This is a genomic window from Paenibacillus naphthalenovorans (assembly GCF_900099895.1).
Classification (GTDB): Bacteria; Bacillota; Bacilli; order Paenibacillales; family NBRC-103111; genus Paenibacillus_G; species Paenibacillus_G naphthalenovorans.
The window spans coordinates 274,542-287,985 of sequence record NZ_FNDY01000001.1 but is presented as its reverse complement, the minus strand read 5'-3'; the positions used below and the strand labels follow the sequence as shown (position 1 = coordinate 287,985).

The window sequence follows — 13,444 nt, the reverse complement described above, 5'->3', positions numbered from 1 at the left end:
GAGCAATAAAAAGATCAAAATAAAGGCTAGTCCCATCATTCCCTCTTTTATCGTTCCTCGTTATTTTCTTTTGGCATACGCTCAATCTCAACATCCAGATCCCCGCTCCACGCATCGGCGATACACCAAATCAATAATAACAAACACATGCCGGAGATCAACATTAATTGCCAAAACATGGAGAATGGAATGTTAAACACCCAAGGCTGAATACGGTTGGACCAGTCGAACAGAACAGGAAAGCAGCTTAACGAGATAAGAACGAAGAAAGAGAAAGCTATTAAGCCCCTGCTGAATGTATAGGACATCGTTACCTCCCCGTTTCTAAAGTATAACTCTCTTCTATCTATCCGGCGGACATGTCGCTTACGCCACTCATCATGGCACCCGTGTCAACAACGGGAAGCATAATATAGACGGTTGTGCCTTGGTTCACTTCACTCTCTATAAAAATATCCCCATGATGCGCTTCAATCATTTTTTTGGAAATGCTTAACCCGAGCCCGCTTCCCTGGATCTCTTTTTCAACCGACCGCGTTTCTCGATAGTAGGGGACGAACACCTTATCGATATTTTCTTTCTGGATTCCCATTCCGTTGTCTTGCATTTTGATGACGATATCTTTGTTGTTTAAATAAACGGTGATCTTGATATGGATTTTCGGTTGATTGGAGGCATATTTGATCGAGTTATTTAAAATATTGATAAAAACCCGGTAGATCTTCTTGGGATCCACAAACACTAAAGGCAAATGGTCTTCATAGTACGTATTCAGGGTAATATTGGCATGCTCCCCGTCAGAAAACACGGTCTTGAGTGCATGATCCATAATAAATTCAATATTTATCCATTCCTTTTGGAATGTCAGTTCTTCTGCGTCCAATGACGAGAGGTCAAACAACCCTTCAATCAATTGAATGATTTGATTCGTTTGGACGAGAAGTTGATCGATCAGTTCTTTTTTCTGCTCCTGGGGCAAAGCGTATTTGTTCAGAATCTCCAGGAACCCTTTCATCGAAGTCAATGGGGTTTTTAAATCATGGGATACCTGAACGATTAACTCGGAACGTGATTTTTCCGATCTTTTTAGCTTTGAATAGGTTTGCTGAAGCAAGTCGTTGGCTTCCTGCAAATCTCTGGTTCGTTTTTGCACGTTTTCTTCCAATTGATTGGATCGGCTGTGCAGTTCCGTTATCAATTTTTGAATGGTGCTGTCCATATAGTTAAAGGTATGAATGAGCTCTCCTATCTCGTCTGATCTTTTCGTATGCAGAGGATCGATTTCAAATCCTTTGGCTCTTTGGATTAAAGCGGATGTTAATTGTCTGATCGGGGTGGTAAAAAACTCGGAAAAAAAATAGGAAAAAAATAAGATTAACAACATTCCGATAAATAAAAAAAAGCTCATACGTTGGACAAGCTTATATACTTGAGTATCGGCATAATCTTCGGCCTGACCGGCGGCGATGCTCATTAAACGGGATTCAGGGATGAGATAAGCGATAAACCACCCCGCTTTGTCCAGGCTCATATACAGCAGGTGAACCTTCTCGCCAGGCGCATTGACCGTAACATGTCCGCTTTTATGATCGAGTATGGTTGAATGATGTGCCTCAAGAAGGTCAATGTGCACCTCCGGCTCCAAGTCGTTGCGGGCCTTGGCGATCACCGCCCCGTTCGTATCCAGGATATATGCCATGGGCTTATATCCGTAAACCGCAATATCCAAAAGCTCTCCGGCCAGAAGTTCACGCGATGCCTTATCCGTCTTCCCGCCCCATTGTTCATTCAAACGCCGCGTTCTTTCTTCCAGGGAAACGGACGCTTGAAGAATATTATTGGATGAGGTTTCATGAATCATCTTTTTTGTAAGCGCTTTAACCTCAATCAAGAAATAGATGCTGAACAGCACATACGGGATTAAGGATAACAGAGCCGTATACATGAGAATTTTGACAAAAAGGGATCTTCTGATCCATCTTTTGATCCAATTAGTAACGAACAAATTTATACCCCGCTCCTCTTACGGTAACGATATACCTTGGATTCAGGGGATCTTCCTCCACTTTTTTTCGCAAACTGGAAATATGAACGACCACCGTTCTGTGATCACTCAGCGTATCGTTTCCCCAGATTTTATTTAAAAGCTCCTCCATCGTAAACACGCGATTACGGTTTCTGTACAGAAACGTCAGCAAATCGAATTCCTTCATGGTCATATGTATTTTTTTCCCGTCCCGATAAACTTCCCTGGCTTGCGTATCAATCAGTAGATTATCGATGTGAATCCGGAAGTCCTGTTCGAGCGCTTGCTGTCTTTCTTTTTGCAAGATCCGGTTTCTGCGCAAATGCGCCCTCAGCCTGGCTAATAGAACATTGATGTTAAACGGCTTTTCGATATAATCATCCGCTCCCATACTGAGACCCAGGATTTTGTCATTGTCCTCACTCTTGCAGCTCATAAACAAGATGGGACTGGTTGTCAGCATGCGAATTTGTTTGCACACCTCGATGCCGTCCATATCCGGGAGCATGATATCCAGAAGAATAAGAGAGGGATTATTGCTCTTTACTTTTTCAATCGTTTCTATGCCTGAAGAGGTCATGGAATATGAAAGTCCTTCATGATCCAAGCAAATCGAAAGAAGCTTTTGTATCTTCACATCGTCTTCCACGATCAGGATTTCTTCCATTCCCCCACCTCAATTTCCCTTATTTTATTATTTGTAATGATAATACAAAATTTAGAATATTTCAATTTTTCCGTTTTTCTGATGGACGCTTCGGAAGCCTGAATTCCTAAAATAAACTTTACCTTCATTTGATCCGGGTATGATGCGGATTTGATTGCCGGTTTATCTTTGGCTTATATAATGGACTTGCACCGGAGTATGAGCTGGATATCCGCAATGAAATGTGACGGAGGTGACGGTACATTTTTGTTCTATTCTTTATTCGCTGACAACGATCTTAAAACAAATGATGGAGGGATCGGCCATATGTCCAAGAAAGCCAGAGATAAAGAGGTCTATTTGGATATCGATTTGAGGAATTTTGAAACGAGAATCAAACCGCTGATTACCAAGGAACTGATAGAGGAGCACCGGTTGAATCCGATCGGAAAGCATAGCGAGCAATTGGATGTGGTATTGAATTTTTTCAGAAGACATCATGAACAATTGGAAGGCAAATATGTCATCGTGTGCACTAAGCCCCATGAAGAATGGTGTATCGGCGAGCATCCCGCCGTCCGCGGGGAACGCCCGCAACTGTTCGAGGATGAAAAGTTTGATTCCAGGGAAGCTGCGGAACATGGGCTTTTTCTGAAAAGACTCCGGCACTTTGGTGTAGTCATTTAAATCTGAAACCAAGGGGAGATGACTAGTGGCGATCAATGGATATACAGATAAGCTCAGCGTAGAACCGGGAAGCACCATTCAATTTATGGTGAACTGTGAAGGGCATGAAACCTACCAGGCCTCCATCGTTCAATTAATTCATGGGGACACGAATCCTCAAGGACCCGGACTGAAGACGAAACCCGTCAACACCGGCATAAATCAGGAATATAAAGGAAGGGAACAGAAAATTTACAGCGGATCCTATATTATGGTTCCGGATCAACCCTTATTCAGAAAACTTCAGAGCTTCTCCCTGCAAGCTATGATTTGGCCGACTACACCGGATAAAGGTGTTCAAGGACTGCTCACGAAATGGTCGGAAGCCGGAAAAGCCGGTTATGGTTTGTTTATTGACGAGAATGGCTGTCTGGCTTTATGGATAGGCGACGGGAAAGGCAAGGTCTACAAGATCAGCACAGAGAAAAAGCTGGAAGAAAAAATCTGGTTTTTTGCAGGCGCTTCTTATGACGCATCGAGCGGGGCGGTTGAAGTATTCCAAAAGCCTCTCATCGGCAGAACCAACGGAAGATATGCTCTTCCTTACTCCTTGGAAAGAATGGCCGCACATGTAAAGACGACCGTAAACGCAAAGCCTGATACGGATCATGATACTCCTTTCCTTATGGCCGGTTATTTACAGCACGCGAGCGCAGGCAAGCACATCGCGGGCGGTTTATATAACGGTAAAATCGACAGGCCTCGCATGGCAGACCGCGCTCTTACCCTGCAGGAGATGGAGCAGTGTATTGAAGAGCCTTTTGAGGATTTGCTGGCCGTATGGGATTTTGCGAAAAATATCGGTCCGAACGGTATTGAAACGCCCAGCAGGATATGGGATGCTTCCAGGAACGAGCTGCACGGAGAGGCCGTTAACCTTCCCGCCCGGGCGATGACCGGTTACAATTGGACATCGCATGAACAAAATTTCATCCATGCGCCCGAGCAGTACGGAGCCATTCATTTTCATGACGACGATCTTTCCGATGCCCGATGGGAAGCGGATTTTGAATGGACCGTCCCGGACGGTCTGAAAAGCGGTGTGTATGCGGCCCATGTCAAAGCAGGAGAGGATGAAGACTACATCACCTTTTTTGTAAGGCCTGCCAAAGGAGCAACCGCCAATAAAATCGCTTTATTGATTCCAACGGCGAGTTATTTGGCTTATGCAAACACAAGATTTCAGGACATTCCTCTCGCTCAATTGATGTTTGGACGCGCCCCTGTGATTCAGCAAGAAGACTTGTACCTGATGGAACATAAAGAATTTGGTCTTTCCACGTACGATGTGCATTCCGACGGCAGCGGAGTATGTTATTCCTCTTCCCTTCGCCCTGTCCTCAATATGAGGCCGAAGTACAGACATAACCTTTCTCCGTCCTTGTGGCAGTTTAATGCGGACCTCCATTTGGTGGACTGGATGACCGAAAAGGGTTACTCCTTTGATGTGATTACCGATCATGACCTTCATGCCGAGGGCGTGGAGCTGTTAAATCCGTACAATGTAGTCCTTACGGGATCCCACCCCGAATATTATTCCGGCAGCATGCTGGATGCGATCGAAGATTACCAGCAGCTTGGCGGAAGACTGATGTATATGGGTGCCAACGGCTTCTATTGGATCATCCAGTTCAACCCGGAGAATCCGAATATGATTGAAGTCCGCAAGCAATTCGGCTCCAACGCCTGGAAGGCACAGCCTGGCGAATTGCATCTCAGCTTCAGCGGCGAACAGGGTGGACTTTGGAGAAACAGAGGAAGGGCTCCGCAAAAAATTGCCGGCACCGGATTCATAGCCGAAGGCTTCGACGTCTCTTCCTATTACCGCCGGAATCCGGACAGCTTCGATCCCAGAGTCTCCTGGATTTTCGAGGGAATCGGGGACGACGAGCTCATCGGCAACTTCGGATTAGTCGGCGGCGGGGCGGCAGGGCTTGAACTCGACATCTACGATCTTGAGCTTGGAACCCCGCCGGAAACGCTGATTCTTGCTTCTTCGGAAGGACATACGGATGTGTACATGCAGGTTGTAGAGGAGCTGTTTTTTAACGTCCCCGGGATGGGCGGCTATGAGAATCCCAGGGTCAGAGCCGATATGGTTTATTACCCCACTCCCAATGGGGGAGCTGTTTTTTCAGTTAGCTCCATTGCTTACTGCGGAAGCCTGTCCCACAACCGGTACGATAACAATATTTCACGGCTCACGGAAAACGTACTCAATAAATTTATGTCGGACGAACCTCTGCCGTGGCAATTGCCATAATTCTGCAGACGTCGTTCCCGTTGTTAATCCAGAATAGCCTTCGACGTTAGGAAGCGCAGACCATACCGGTCTGCAAGTTCATCAAAGGCGGCGCTAGTCGCCTCTTCAAAACCGGCAATCGGGCTCATGCAGTCCGTAAGGATGCTGAACCGGGGCTTGACGGTCTCTTGTTCGAACAAAACCATGACCTGCTTGACCGAAGTCAGCACACAGTGTGATGCCGCTTCGCCGGCGAAAATGACTTCATCATACTTCCTGAATTCATTGATCATCCGATCATCGTAACGGTTCATCGGGTTATACTCCGGATGAACGATGCCGTACATATCGCTAATCGGATCAAGCCCTTTTTCAATTACCAAAGGATTGAGCCCTTTCCTGCGGGAATGCCGGATGATCGCGTGGTAAATATTTGGCTCTACGGCTGCGCCCGGCGTTCCTTGAAGACAGTGATCCGCCCAAATCATGATGGACCTCAGCTGACTCAGGCACTGCAAGCTTTCATCCGGATGAAAGCACGGACTCCACCGGCCGGCCATAACATCGTCATAAGTAATCGTCGTGTAGGACTTTGGGGATTGCCCGTCTTGATCAGCCCACCATACGGAAAAGAAAATCGATATCGGCTGGTGGGTATCCAGCGAATAGCCTATGCGTGCAATGGCGCGTTCATTCGCAGTAATGAACGCCTCCAGCCGCGCCATATCTTTTTTGGCTCCTGCGACGGGCAGTGCCCCGTCATCCATAAAATCATTCTGCGGGTCAATCACAAACAGCATGATGTTATCCGATTTCATTATGAACCACCCCTATTCATGATTTGGCAGCGCTTGTCCTTTCTCTCCAGTATAACTCAAAAAGAGCCATCCGCGACAGCAGTCGTGAATGGCTCTGAATTTTTACGCTTTGGCTGTGCTGGCCGCGCGGATGAGCTCCAATGCTTGGGCAAGGTACTTTCGGAACACTTCGTGATTTTCACTCATCGGGAAGTGGCCGATGCCGGCCATTTCGATAAATTCGGCATTTTTGATTTGGCTTGCGGTTCGCCTACCGTCTTCAGGCGTAGTGAGATAGTCGTATTCTCCCGTGAGCATGACAACCTTGACTTTGTCCCCCTGAATTTGATCCAGCTTGCCGCGAAGATCATGATCGACGGAGTAGAAATACAAATCCCCCTTAAACGCTTCCGAGCCCTGGGAGTAATAAAACCACGTTGCCCAGCGATCCTGATCCGGCGATTGCGGAGCCATAAGATCCCATACTCCGCTGGCGCATACTTGAGCTGCATTCGCATGCGGATGATGCCACCAGTCCAGATAAAAGCCCGGAGAGTAATCCGCCGCTTCAACCGGAATGACCGCAGCAAAACGGTCCGGATAGCGAAGAGCAAGCTGAAGAGCTACGTTTCCTCCAAACGACGAACCTATGAAAATCGGATTTTCCAGCTCGAGCGCATCGCACAGGGTAACGATAAATTTAGTATAAAAATCGGCAGACAGCTTATACTCTTCCTTCCACCATTCACGATTCAGCGGAGGATCGGATTTTCCATGCCTCGGCAGATCATAAGCGATAATGCGATAATTGTTCGTGAATTCTTCATCCTCGAGAAGCCCCCGCCATTGATGGTTGTGACAACCTGCCGTGTGCTGGCAGACAATGGGCTGTCCCGTTCCGTTCTCCAAATAAAATACTTTATATTCATCCCCATCCACTTCAATCGTGACATAACGGCCCGTTACGGGTGAAAATGTAGCTTTAGGCATCGCTTGTTTCCTCCTTTTTATCGTTTATCCGTTTTTATACCGGTACACCTACAACCCGGAGCAATTCCAACTGGGTGGTAAGGCAGCGAAGATTTTGCATTAATACAAGCAAGTCGCCCTCCAGTTTCATATCGCGCTGGAAGCTTGCCGCCCAAATGCCGTGATACATCGGCGGCGGGGTAGGCTGGGAAAACTTGCGCCACGTATCTGCGCTGGCACGAATGGCAAATTGATAATGCTCGAGAGGGCCCGGGTCCATGGTGACGTTTACAATTTTTCCCGCGTGCGTTTGAATCAGGACCTTCGTCGTCTCCATATCCAATAGATACGAGCAGGTAAAAAACTTCCCGTGGGCGTTCAGCTCTTCATTGCTGTCATTGATCTCTTTAAACTCCGTGGTCCATTGCTTTGCTGCAACTGTCATTTCCAATTGCCTCCTTCAGATCGGTTTGGAGTAGAGACTGGTGAATTTCCCTACTTGCCTTATAAATTAGCAAAAACCACGCCAATAGAGTTTATGCTTTAACATTGTTTTAACCTCAGTAAGCATCTGCCGTTTCACCCCTCATCATTTCATCGCAAGCCCGCCTCCCCTGTTTCATGGCACATCCGGTGTCCGGACAACGAACACCGGGACTCCAGAAAAAAAGACAACTCAAGGAGTTGAGTTGTCCGAGAAGGAGGAGTCGATTCAACAGTTTATGCCATGCTTTTCCATTTTCCGATATAAAGCGCTTCGCGAGATATTCAGCGATCTGGCCGCTTGAACCCGGTTTCCGTTGGCCGTTTTTAAGGCCCATTCAATCTGCTCCCGTTCGCTCATGCGGATGGGGCTCTTGTTTCCCATATCCAAATATTCTAGTACATGACGGGCTTCCAACTGATCCTGTTCATGAAGATACGCTATTCTGTCCATTACATTTCGAAGCTCGCGTAAATTGCCTGGCCAGGTGTAGTGCCGAAAGAGCTCCATCGCTTCCGGCGTACAAATCATCTGATTGCGCTTTGCTTTGTCACAAGCTGCGGAAAGCATCTGATTCAGCAAATGCTCCAAATCTTCCGGCCGTTCCCGTAACGGAGGAATATGAACCGTAAACACATTGAGCCGGTATAACAGGTCTTCGCGGAACTCCCCTTTTTCCACCAGCAGCCGTAAATCCTTATGAGTGGCTGCAATAAAACGCACATCCACAGGAATAGGGGTTGTGCTTCCGACTCTTGTAATTTGCTTCTCCTCCAGTGCACGGAGTAATACCGCCTGGAGCTCGAGAGGCATGTCGGCAATCTCATCCAAGAACAAGGTGCCCCCGTTCGCCGCTTCTATTTTTCCAGGGTTTCCCTGCTGCCTGGCTCCGGTAAAGGCGCCTGCCGCATAACCGAAAAGCTCGGAGGCAATCAGCTCCTTCGGCAAAGAGGCGCAGTTTAACGCAATAAAAGGTTTGCCGTTTCTGCTGCTTTCGCGATGTATCGCTCTGGACATGTAATCCTTGCCCGTGCCGCTTTCCCCACGGAGTAGTATCCCCGCATCGCTTTTGGCCGCTTTCGCCGCCATGTGAAGCGTTTTCAAAAACGTCGGATTTTTTGTTTTAAAAGCAGCATGAACTGCAGACGGTTCCTTTCCCTCAGGCTTTGCCGCCGACGGGGCCTTTTTTTTCTGCGCTTCCGTCTTGACCAACACAACCATGGCCAGGTTTTCGTTCTGCTTTGTCAATTTTTTCGATTCAAGCAGGTATCTTTGTCCCTCAAGGAAAATCTCGGCCGTTTCATCCGATTGAATGTTCAATTGGTTGATGATGGGATGCTCGTTGGTCTGTGCAGAAGGATGCAATCTTTGGTTCTCCTGCTGAAGCAGATGGATAAATTCAGATGCCCGTTTATTCTTATGAATGATCTTCCCCCACTTGTCGAAGGAAAAAATACCCGTGGACTGCAAATTGATATCCCAGGAACGCAGGAGAATTTCCGACAGGATTTCTTCTTTTACTCTGTTTCGGTCATAACGCAATCTCTCGGCAACAGACCGTGCTCCGGAGACCGCCAACGTGTACAGCTCGCGGATGTCATTGCCCGGACCTACCCGGCAGATGTCGAACACCCCCATATATTCTCCGTCGACAAATATGGGACAAGCCGAGCAATCCCATACCCGGAAAGCGGTGCAATAGTGTTCATTGGCGGATGTGGCTATAGCCATACGTGTCCTTAGCGCAATGGAAAGTCCAGTAGAACCTACGTTATCCTCCATCCATCTGGCACCGGGTGTAATTCCTCCCCGATCGCACACATGCTGCGCTTTCGCATCGGCCATCATTTCGATCAAATATCCATCTGCATCGGCAAGAAGGAGCAGGTAACCTCCACCCTTTAAATAACTGTACATTTCTTCCATCACCGGGATAGCGGCTGCCAGTAGCTCTTCGTTTTTTTTGCGCTTATCGATAAACTCATCTCTGCCAATATGAGAAGCAACCTGATCCAATTCATAAGAAATACCGATCTGCCTGCACCTATACCATGAATCCAGGACTTCCTTGCGAATATTCGCGTCCGCTTCCCCTTTCAGCACGAATTGCTGCCATGATTGCGTGACATTCAACGGTATTTCCCCCTTGGCTAAAATAGATATGTCGCATTATTCAAACAATGTATAACCATTCTATTAAACCGGGTCGTTTTCCTGCAAGTCCTATTTTCAAAACCTGATGTTCCGAGGTTAGGACAGCCATCCGATCCGAAAATATTGTACGAATCGGTGAATACCCAGAGCATCAATCCAATCAATTGCTGTTCATTCAGGAGAACTGCGCCGATCATATGACAAGAAGCGGAAGCTCGATTATTCTTTTACCCATAGCCGCTAACTTTTTCGAAGAACTTGGTTACGATACTGATTGAAGACAATATCCTCATTCAGCCTAATCCCAACCGGTTGGCCGTATATTTGGCGGTACTTCGGTACCCGCTGCAGGGCAAATTCAGGTCATCAATAATAAGCTTAGCTATGCCCTGCCTTGGGGCGCTCCGACGGATACGGTCAGTATGATCGCCCCGGTCGGCTTCAGCAATCCTTCTCCCGCCGGTGTAAATTTGGCAGGGTTCGCTCTTATCGAAAACATCCTTTTCTAAATATTGACCAAACAAAACAAGCTGTCATTTAGGCATATTAGGCGACAGCTTGTTCTGATGGCGGTTTAACCCCATTGAATCTCTTTTAATTTGTTCTTCAAATAGTCGATCGATGCGGCCGCATACCAATCGGGATCGGCTTTGCGGGTATGGAAGCCGACCTCCATCGTCAAATAGCCTTGGTAGTCGATCTCTTTCAGAGCTTTCAACACAGCGTCGAAATTGCAGTTTCCTTGTCCCGGCGGAAGACGGTCGGCATCGGATATATGGATATGGTGAAGCTTATCTTTCATGCGGTACACGTAGTCACTGGATACCTCGCTCCGATAGAGCGCATGGAAGGTATCAAACATCACTTTGACGTTATCTTCACCGGTTTGCTCCGCCAGCAAGAGGGCGTCGTCTGCGGTCTCGACCAAATTGCTGTCTGTAGGCGTCGGCTCCACTACCAGCGTGACGCCAAGCTCCTTTGCATATCGGGCACACTCCACCAGCCCTTGAAGACTGTAATTCCATGCCTCCTGCTGCGGAGTCCCATAGACGGCCCATCCCGCAATCCAAATCACGGTAGGACATTCCCATTCATGCGCAAGGAGAATAATATCCTTGTAATGCTGAACTGTGAACTCCCGTTCTTCTCTAATCGGAGAGCTTGGGTTGTTCCCCGGCCCCCCGCCCGGAGCGGGCAGCATCGACGATACGTTCAGTTGATGCGTTCTGAGCAGCTGTTTGATTTCCTTTCTCCGCCCGTGCGATAAATGATCCGGCCAGGCATGGGGACTGGCGCAGCCGATCTCGATCCCGTCATAGCCCATAGAGGACAATCTTTTAATGACTTCATCCAATGGATATGACGGAAGCCAGCTTGGAAAACAACTATACACCCATGTATTAAACGAGATTCCTTTCATATGTTCATGCTCCCTTCTATGGATACGAAATTGGTGTCAACCTACCAAACGAATACGGCTTTTTCGGTCTTTCTTTCATCGAACAACCGGAACGCTTTCTCTGCTTCTTCCAACTGGAAGGTGTGTGTAACCAGTTTTTCAACCGGGACGTTTTTGCGTACAATGAATTCCGTAATCTCTTCATATTCCTGGATCGGGAAATACCACGAGCCGATTAAGGTTAATTGTTTACGAATGAGCTGCTCGCTTGGTTTGATCGTGGATTCCCTGCACTCCCCGACAAACGCCACTCTGCCGTGGGTTCTCACACTGTCCAACGCCTGATTTTCCGCAATCGGACTGCCCGAGCAATCGATAGCCGCATCCGCGCCTTTGCCATTCGTGATCTCGCGAATTCGGCTGACGACGTCTTCTGTATTGCCGTTGATCGTGTAGTCGGCTCCGAGTTCCGTTCTGGCAAGCTCCAGCCGCTCTTCGATCATATCGACAGCGATGACGGTTGCGCCCAAAGCTTTGGCGACCAAAATGCCGGCTCCGCCCATCGGTCCCAGGCCAAAAATGACCAAGGTATCCTTCCCGGAAATGTTCAGTCTTTTTTGAGCATGGTACAGCGTTCCCACCGCATCTGTGGATACGGCAGCGGCCACATAGCTTAACGAATCCGGAAGCTTCATGCAATTTTTCTCGGGAACCACAAGATAATCGGCATCTCCGCCATGCACGTCAAAGCCGACACATTTCCAGGAGGTGCAGAACATCATATACCCGCTTTTGCAATTTGAGCACTCTCCGCACCCGACAGCCAAATATACGGCTACCCGGTCTCCTGCTTTAATCGATTCGACGCCTTCTCCGGTTTGGACCACCAATCCTGCCGGCTCATGACCCGGAATGATAGCTCCCGATTTGGTCGCCTCGCCGCCAACCACCGGGTTTCCATAATAAAGGCTCATATCGCTGCGGCAAATCGCCGATGCCTTCATCTCGATCAAAACCTCGTTGGGACCCGGAGCGGGAACCGGAAACTCTTTGACTAGCACTTGCTTATTCCCTGGAAATACTACGCCCTTCATTGTTTTCATCCATATACCCTCCATACCCTTTGGATTGTTTATTTTACGGAACCCATCGTTAAGCCTTTAATCATGTGGTTCCTTACGAGAATGGCAAAGAACAGAACCGGAACCGTCATTAAGGTCGAGGCCGCAGTCAACTCGCCCCATTTTACCCCATACATCGTAATGAATTGGTTGGCGATCACAGGAGCCGTGACGGCATCATTTCTGGAAAGCACCAACGCAAACATAAATTCGTTCCAGCTGAACATGAGACATATAATCGCGGTTGCAGCCAAACCGGGAGCGATCAACGGCAGAATGATTTTATAAAAAGCGGTCATCCGGGAGCAGCCGTCCATCATCGCCGCTTCTTCCAGATCGATCGGAATGTCATCGAAAAATCCCTTCAGCATCCACACCACAAACGAAAGATTGAATGCCGTATAAGGAATAATCAAAGCGGTATACGTATCGATCAAATCAAACCAGCTCATCATCATAAATACGGGTACCAGCGTAGCGGCCGGCGGAAACATCCGGGTGGACAATATCCAAATCGCCAGATCCTTTCCTCTTTTCAAGTTAAATCTCGACAAGGAGTAGGAAGCCAATGCTCCGAATACAATGGACAAAAAGGTGGATACAAGCGAGACAACCACACTGTTCCACAGCAGGCTGCTGAATTGATTTGACGATCCTTTACTTGAAAATAAAGACCCGTAGTTCTCAAAGGTCGGAAGAAAGAACCACACCGGCGGTAAGGCTTGCGCATCCCAGGATGTTTTTAACGACGTTAACACCATCCACGCCACCGGGAAGATCGCGACAAACAGAATAATGTAAGTCAATAGATCCAGGAACCGGTTAACCGCGGTTTTCTTTGTTTTATACGGTAAAATTCCCATCATATCATCCCCAATAC

12 protein-coding genes are annotated in these 13,444 nt (G+C 47.8%); 2 read left to right on the top strand and 10 right to left on the bottom strand.

Annotation, left to right across the window (positions count from 1 at the left end; genetic code table 11):
- Positions 1-47 precede the first annotated feature (47 nt).
- Genes BLT35_RS01480 through BLT35_RS01470 form a run of 3 tightly spaced genes read right to left on the bottom strand, consistent with a single transcriptional unit; the run spans position 48 to position 2,693 of the window.
- Positions 48-308, bottom strand: coding sequence for a hypothetical protein (locus BLT35_RS01480; RefSeq protein ID WP_054817838.1), 261 nt, complete (start codon positions 306-308; stop codon positions 48-50).
- A 38-nt stretch (positions 309-346) separates the two neighbouring features.
- Complete coding sequence (locus BLT35_RS01475; protein WP_175471898.1) at positions 347-1,945, bottom strand: HAMP domain-containing sensor histidine kinase; 1,599 nt, start codon at positions 1,943-1,945, stop codon at positions 347-349.
- 46 nt (positions 1,946-1,991) lie between these two features.
- The gene (locus BLT35_RS01470; protein WP_054817833.1) at positions 1,992-2,693 is read right to left on the bottom strand and encodes a winged helix-turn-helix domain-containing protein; all 702 of its coding nucleotides are present in this window, start codon (positions 2,691-2,693) and stop codon (positions 1,992-1,994) included.
- A gap of 306 nt (positions 2,694-2,999) precedes the next feature.
- Between BLT35_RS01470 and BLT35_RS01465 the strand changes: the two genes are divergently transcribed.
- A complete protein-coding gene (locus tag BLT35_RS01465) occupies positions 3,000-3,359 on the top strand; it encodes a N,N-dimethylformamidase alpha subunit family protein (protein ID WP_062408794.1) in 360 nt (119 codons plus the stop codon).
- A 25-nt stretch (positions 3,360-3,384) separates the two neighbouring features.
- Complete coding sequence (locus BLT35_RS01460) at positions 3,385-5,661, top strand: N,N-dimethylformamidase beta subunit family domain-containing protein (RefSeq protein ID WP_074726844.1); 2,277 nt, start codon at positions 3,385-3,387, stop codon at positions 5,659-5,661.
- 23 nt (positions 5,662-5,684) lie between these two features.
- Here the strand turns inward: BLT35_RS01460 and BLT35_RS01455 are convergent, their stop codons facing one another.
- The 7 genes from BLT35_RS01455 to BLT35_RS01425 form a co-directional block, all read right to left on the bottom strand.
- The gene (locus BLT35_RS01455) at positions 5,685-6,458 is read right to left on the bottom strand and encodes a cysteine hydrolase family protein (RefSeq protein ID WP_074726843.1); all 774 of its coding nucleotides are present in this window, start codon (positions 6,456-6,458) and stop codon (positions 5,685-5,687) included.
- Positions 6,459-6,560: 102 nt separating this feature from the next.
- Positions 6,561-7,427 carry an alpha/beta fold hydrolase gene (locus BLT35_RS01450; protein ID WP_054817829.1) on the bottom strand — a complete coding sequence of 289 codons (867 nt, stop codon included), beginning with the start codon at positions 7,425-7,427 and terminating at the stop codon, positions 6,561-6,563.
- 34 nt (positions 7,428-7,461) lie between these two features.
- Positions 7,462-7,851 carry a hypothetical protein gene (locus BLT35_RS01445; RefSeq protein ID WP_062408797.1) on the bottom strand — a complete coding sequence of 130 codons (390 nt, stop codon included), beginning with the start codon at positions 7,849-7,851 and terminating at the stop codon, positions 7,462-7,464.
- Between the two features lie 267 nt (positions 7,852-8,118).
- Positions 8,119-10,023, bottom strand: coding sequence for a sigma-54-dependent Fis family transcriptional regulator (locus tag BLT35_RS01440; protein WP_074726842.1), 1,905 nt, complete (start codon positions 10,021-10,023; stop codon positions 8,119-8,121).
- Between the two features lie 595 nt (positions 10,024-10,618).
- On the bottom strand, positions 10,619-11,464 hold the full coding sequence (locus BLT35_RS01435) for a sugar phosphate isomerase/epimerase family protein (RefSeq protein WP_074726841.1): 846 nt from the start codon (positions 11,462-11,464) through the stop codon (positions 10,619-10,621).
- Between the two features lie 41 nt (positions 11,465-11,505).
- Entirely contained in the window at positions 11,506-12,546 is a 1,041-nt protein-coding gene (locus tag BLT35_RS01430) for a zinc-dependent alcohol dehydrogenase family protein (protein WP_083351137.1), read from the bottom strand.
- A 29-nt stretch (positions 12,547-12,575) separates the two neighbouring features.
- On the bottom strand, positions 12,576-13,430 hold the full coding sequence (locus BLT35_RS01425; protein WP_083351136.1) for a carbohydrate ABC transporter permease: 855 nt from the start codon (positions 13,428-13,430) through the stop codon (positions 12,576-12,578).
- Positions 13,431-13,444 lie beyond the last annotated feature (14 nt).

Bases quoted from the DNA above. Each gene is read 5' to 3' on its own strand.
- BLT35_RS01430 (WP_083351137.1), bottom strand. From the start codon at position 12,546: ATGAAAACAATGAAGGGCGTAGTATTTCCAGGGAATAAGCAAGTGCTA.
- BLT35_RS01455 (WP_074726843.1), bottom strand. From the start codon at position 6,458: ATGAAATCGGATAACATCATGCTGTTTGTGATTGACCCGCAGAATGAT.
- BLT35_RS01450 (WP_054817829.1), bottom strand. From the start codon at position 7,427: ATGCCTAAAGCTACATTTTCACCCGTAACGGGCCGTTATGTCACGATT.
- BLT35_RS01470 (WP_054817833.1), bottom strand. From the start codon at position 2,693: ATGGAAGAAATCCTGATCGTGGAAGACGATGTGAAGATACAAAAGCTT.
- BLT35_RS01445 (WP_062408797.1), bottom strand. From the start codon at position 7,851: ATGACAGTTGCAGCAAAGCAATGGACCACGGAGTTTAAAGAGATCAAT.
- BLT35_RS01425 (WP_083351136.1), bottom strand. From the start codon at position 13,430: ATGATGGGAATTTTACCGTATAAAACAAAGAAAACCGCGGTTAACCGG.
- BLT35_RS01475 (WP_175471898.1), bottom strand. From the start codon at position 1,945: ATGTATACGGCTCTGTTATCCTTAATCCCGTATGTGCTGTTCAGCATC.
- BLT35_RS01480 (WP_054817838.1), bottom strand. From the start codon at position 308: ATGTCCTATACATTCAGCAGGGGCTTAATAGCTTTCTCTTTCTTCGTT.
- BLT35_RS01465 (WP_062408794.1), top strand. From the start codon at position 3,000: ATGTCCAAGAAAGCCAGAGATAAAGAGGTCTATTTGGATATCGATTTG.
- BLT35_RS01435 (WP_074726841.1), bottom strand. From the start codon at position 11,464: ATGAAAGGAATCTCGTTTAATACATGGGTGTATAGTTGTTTTCCAAGC.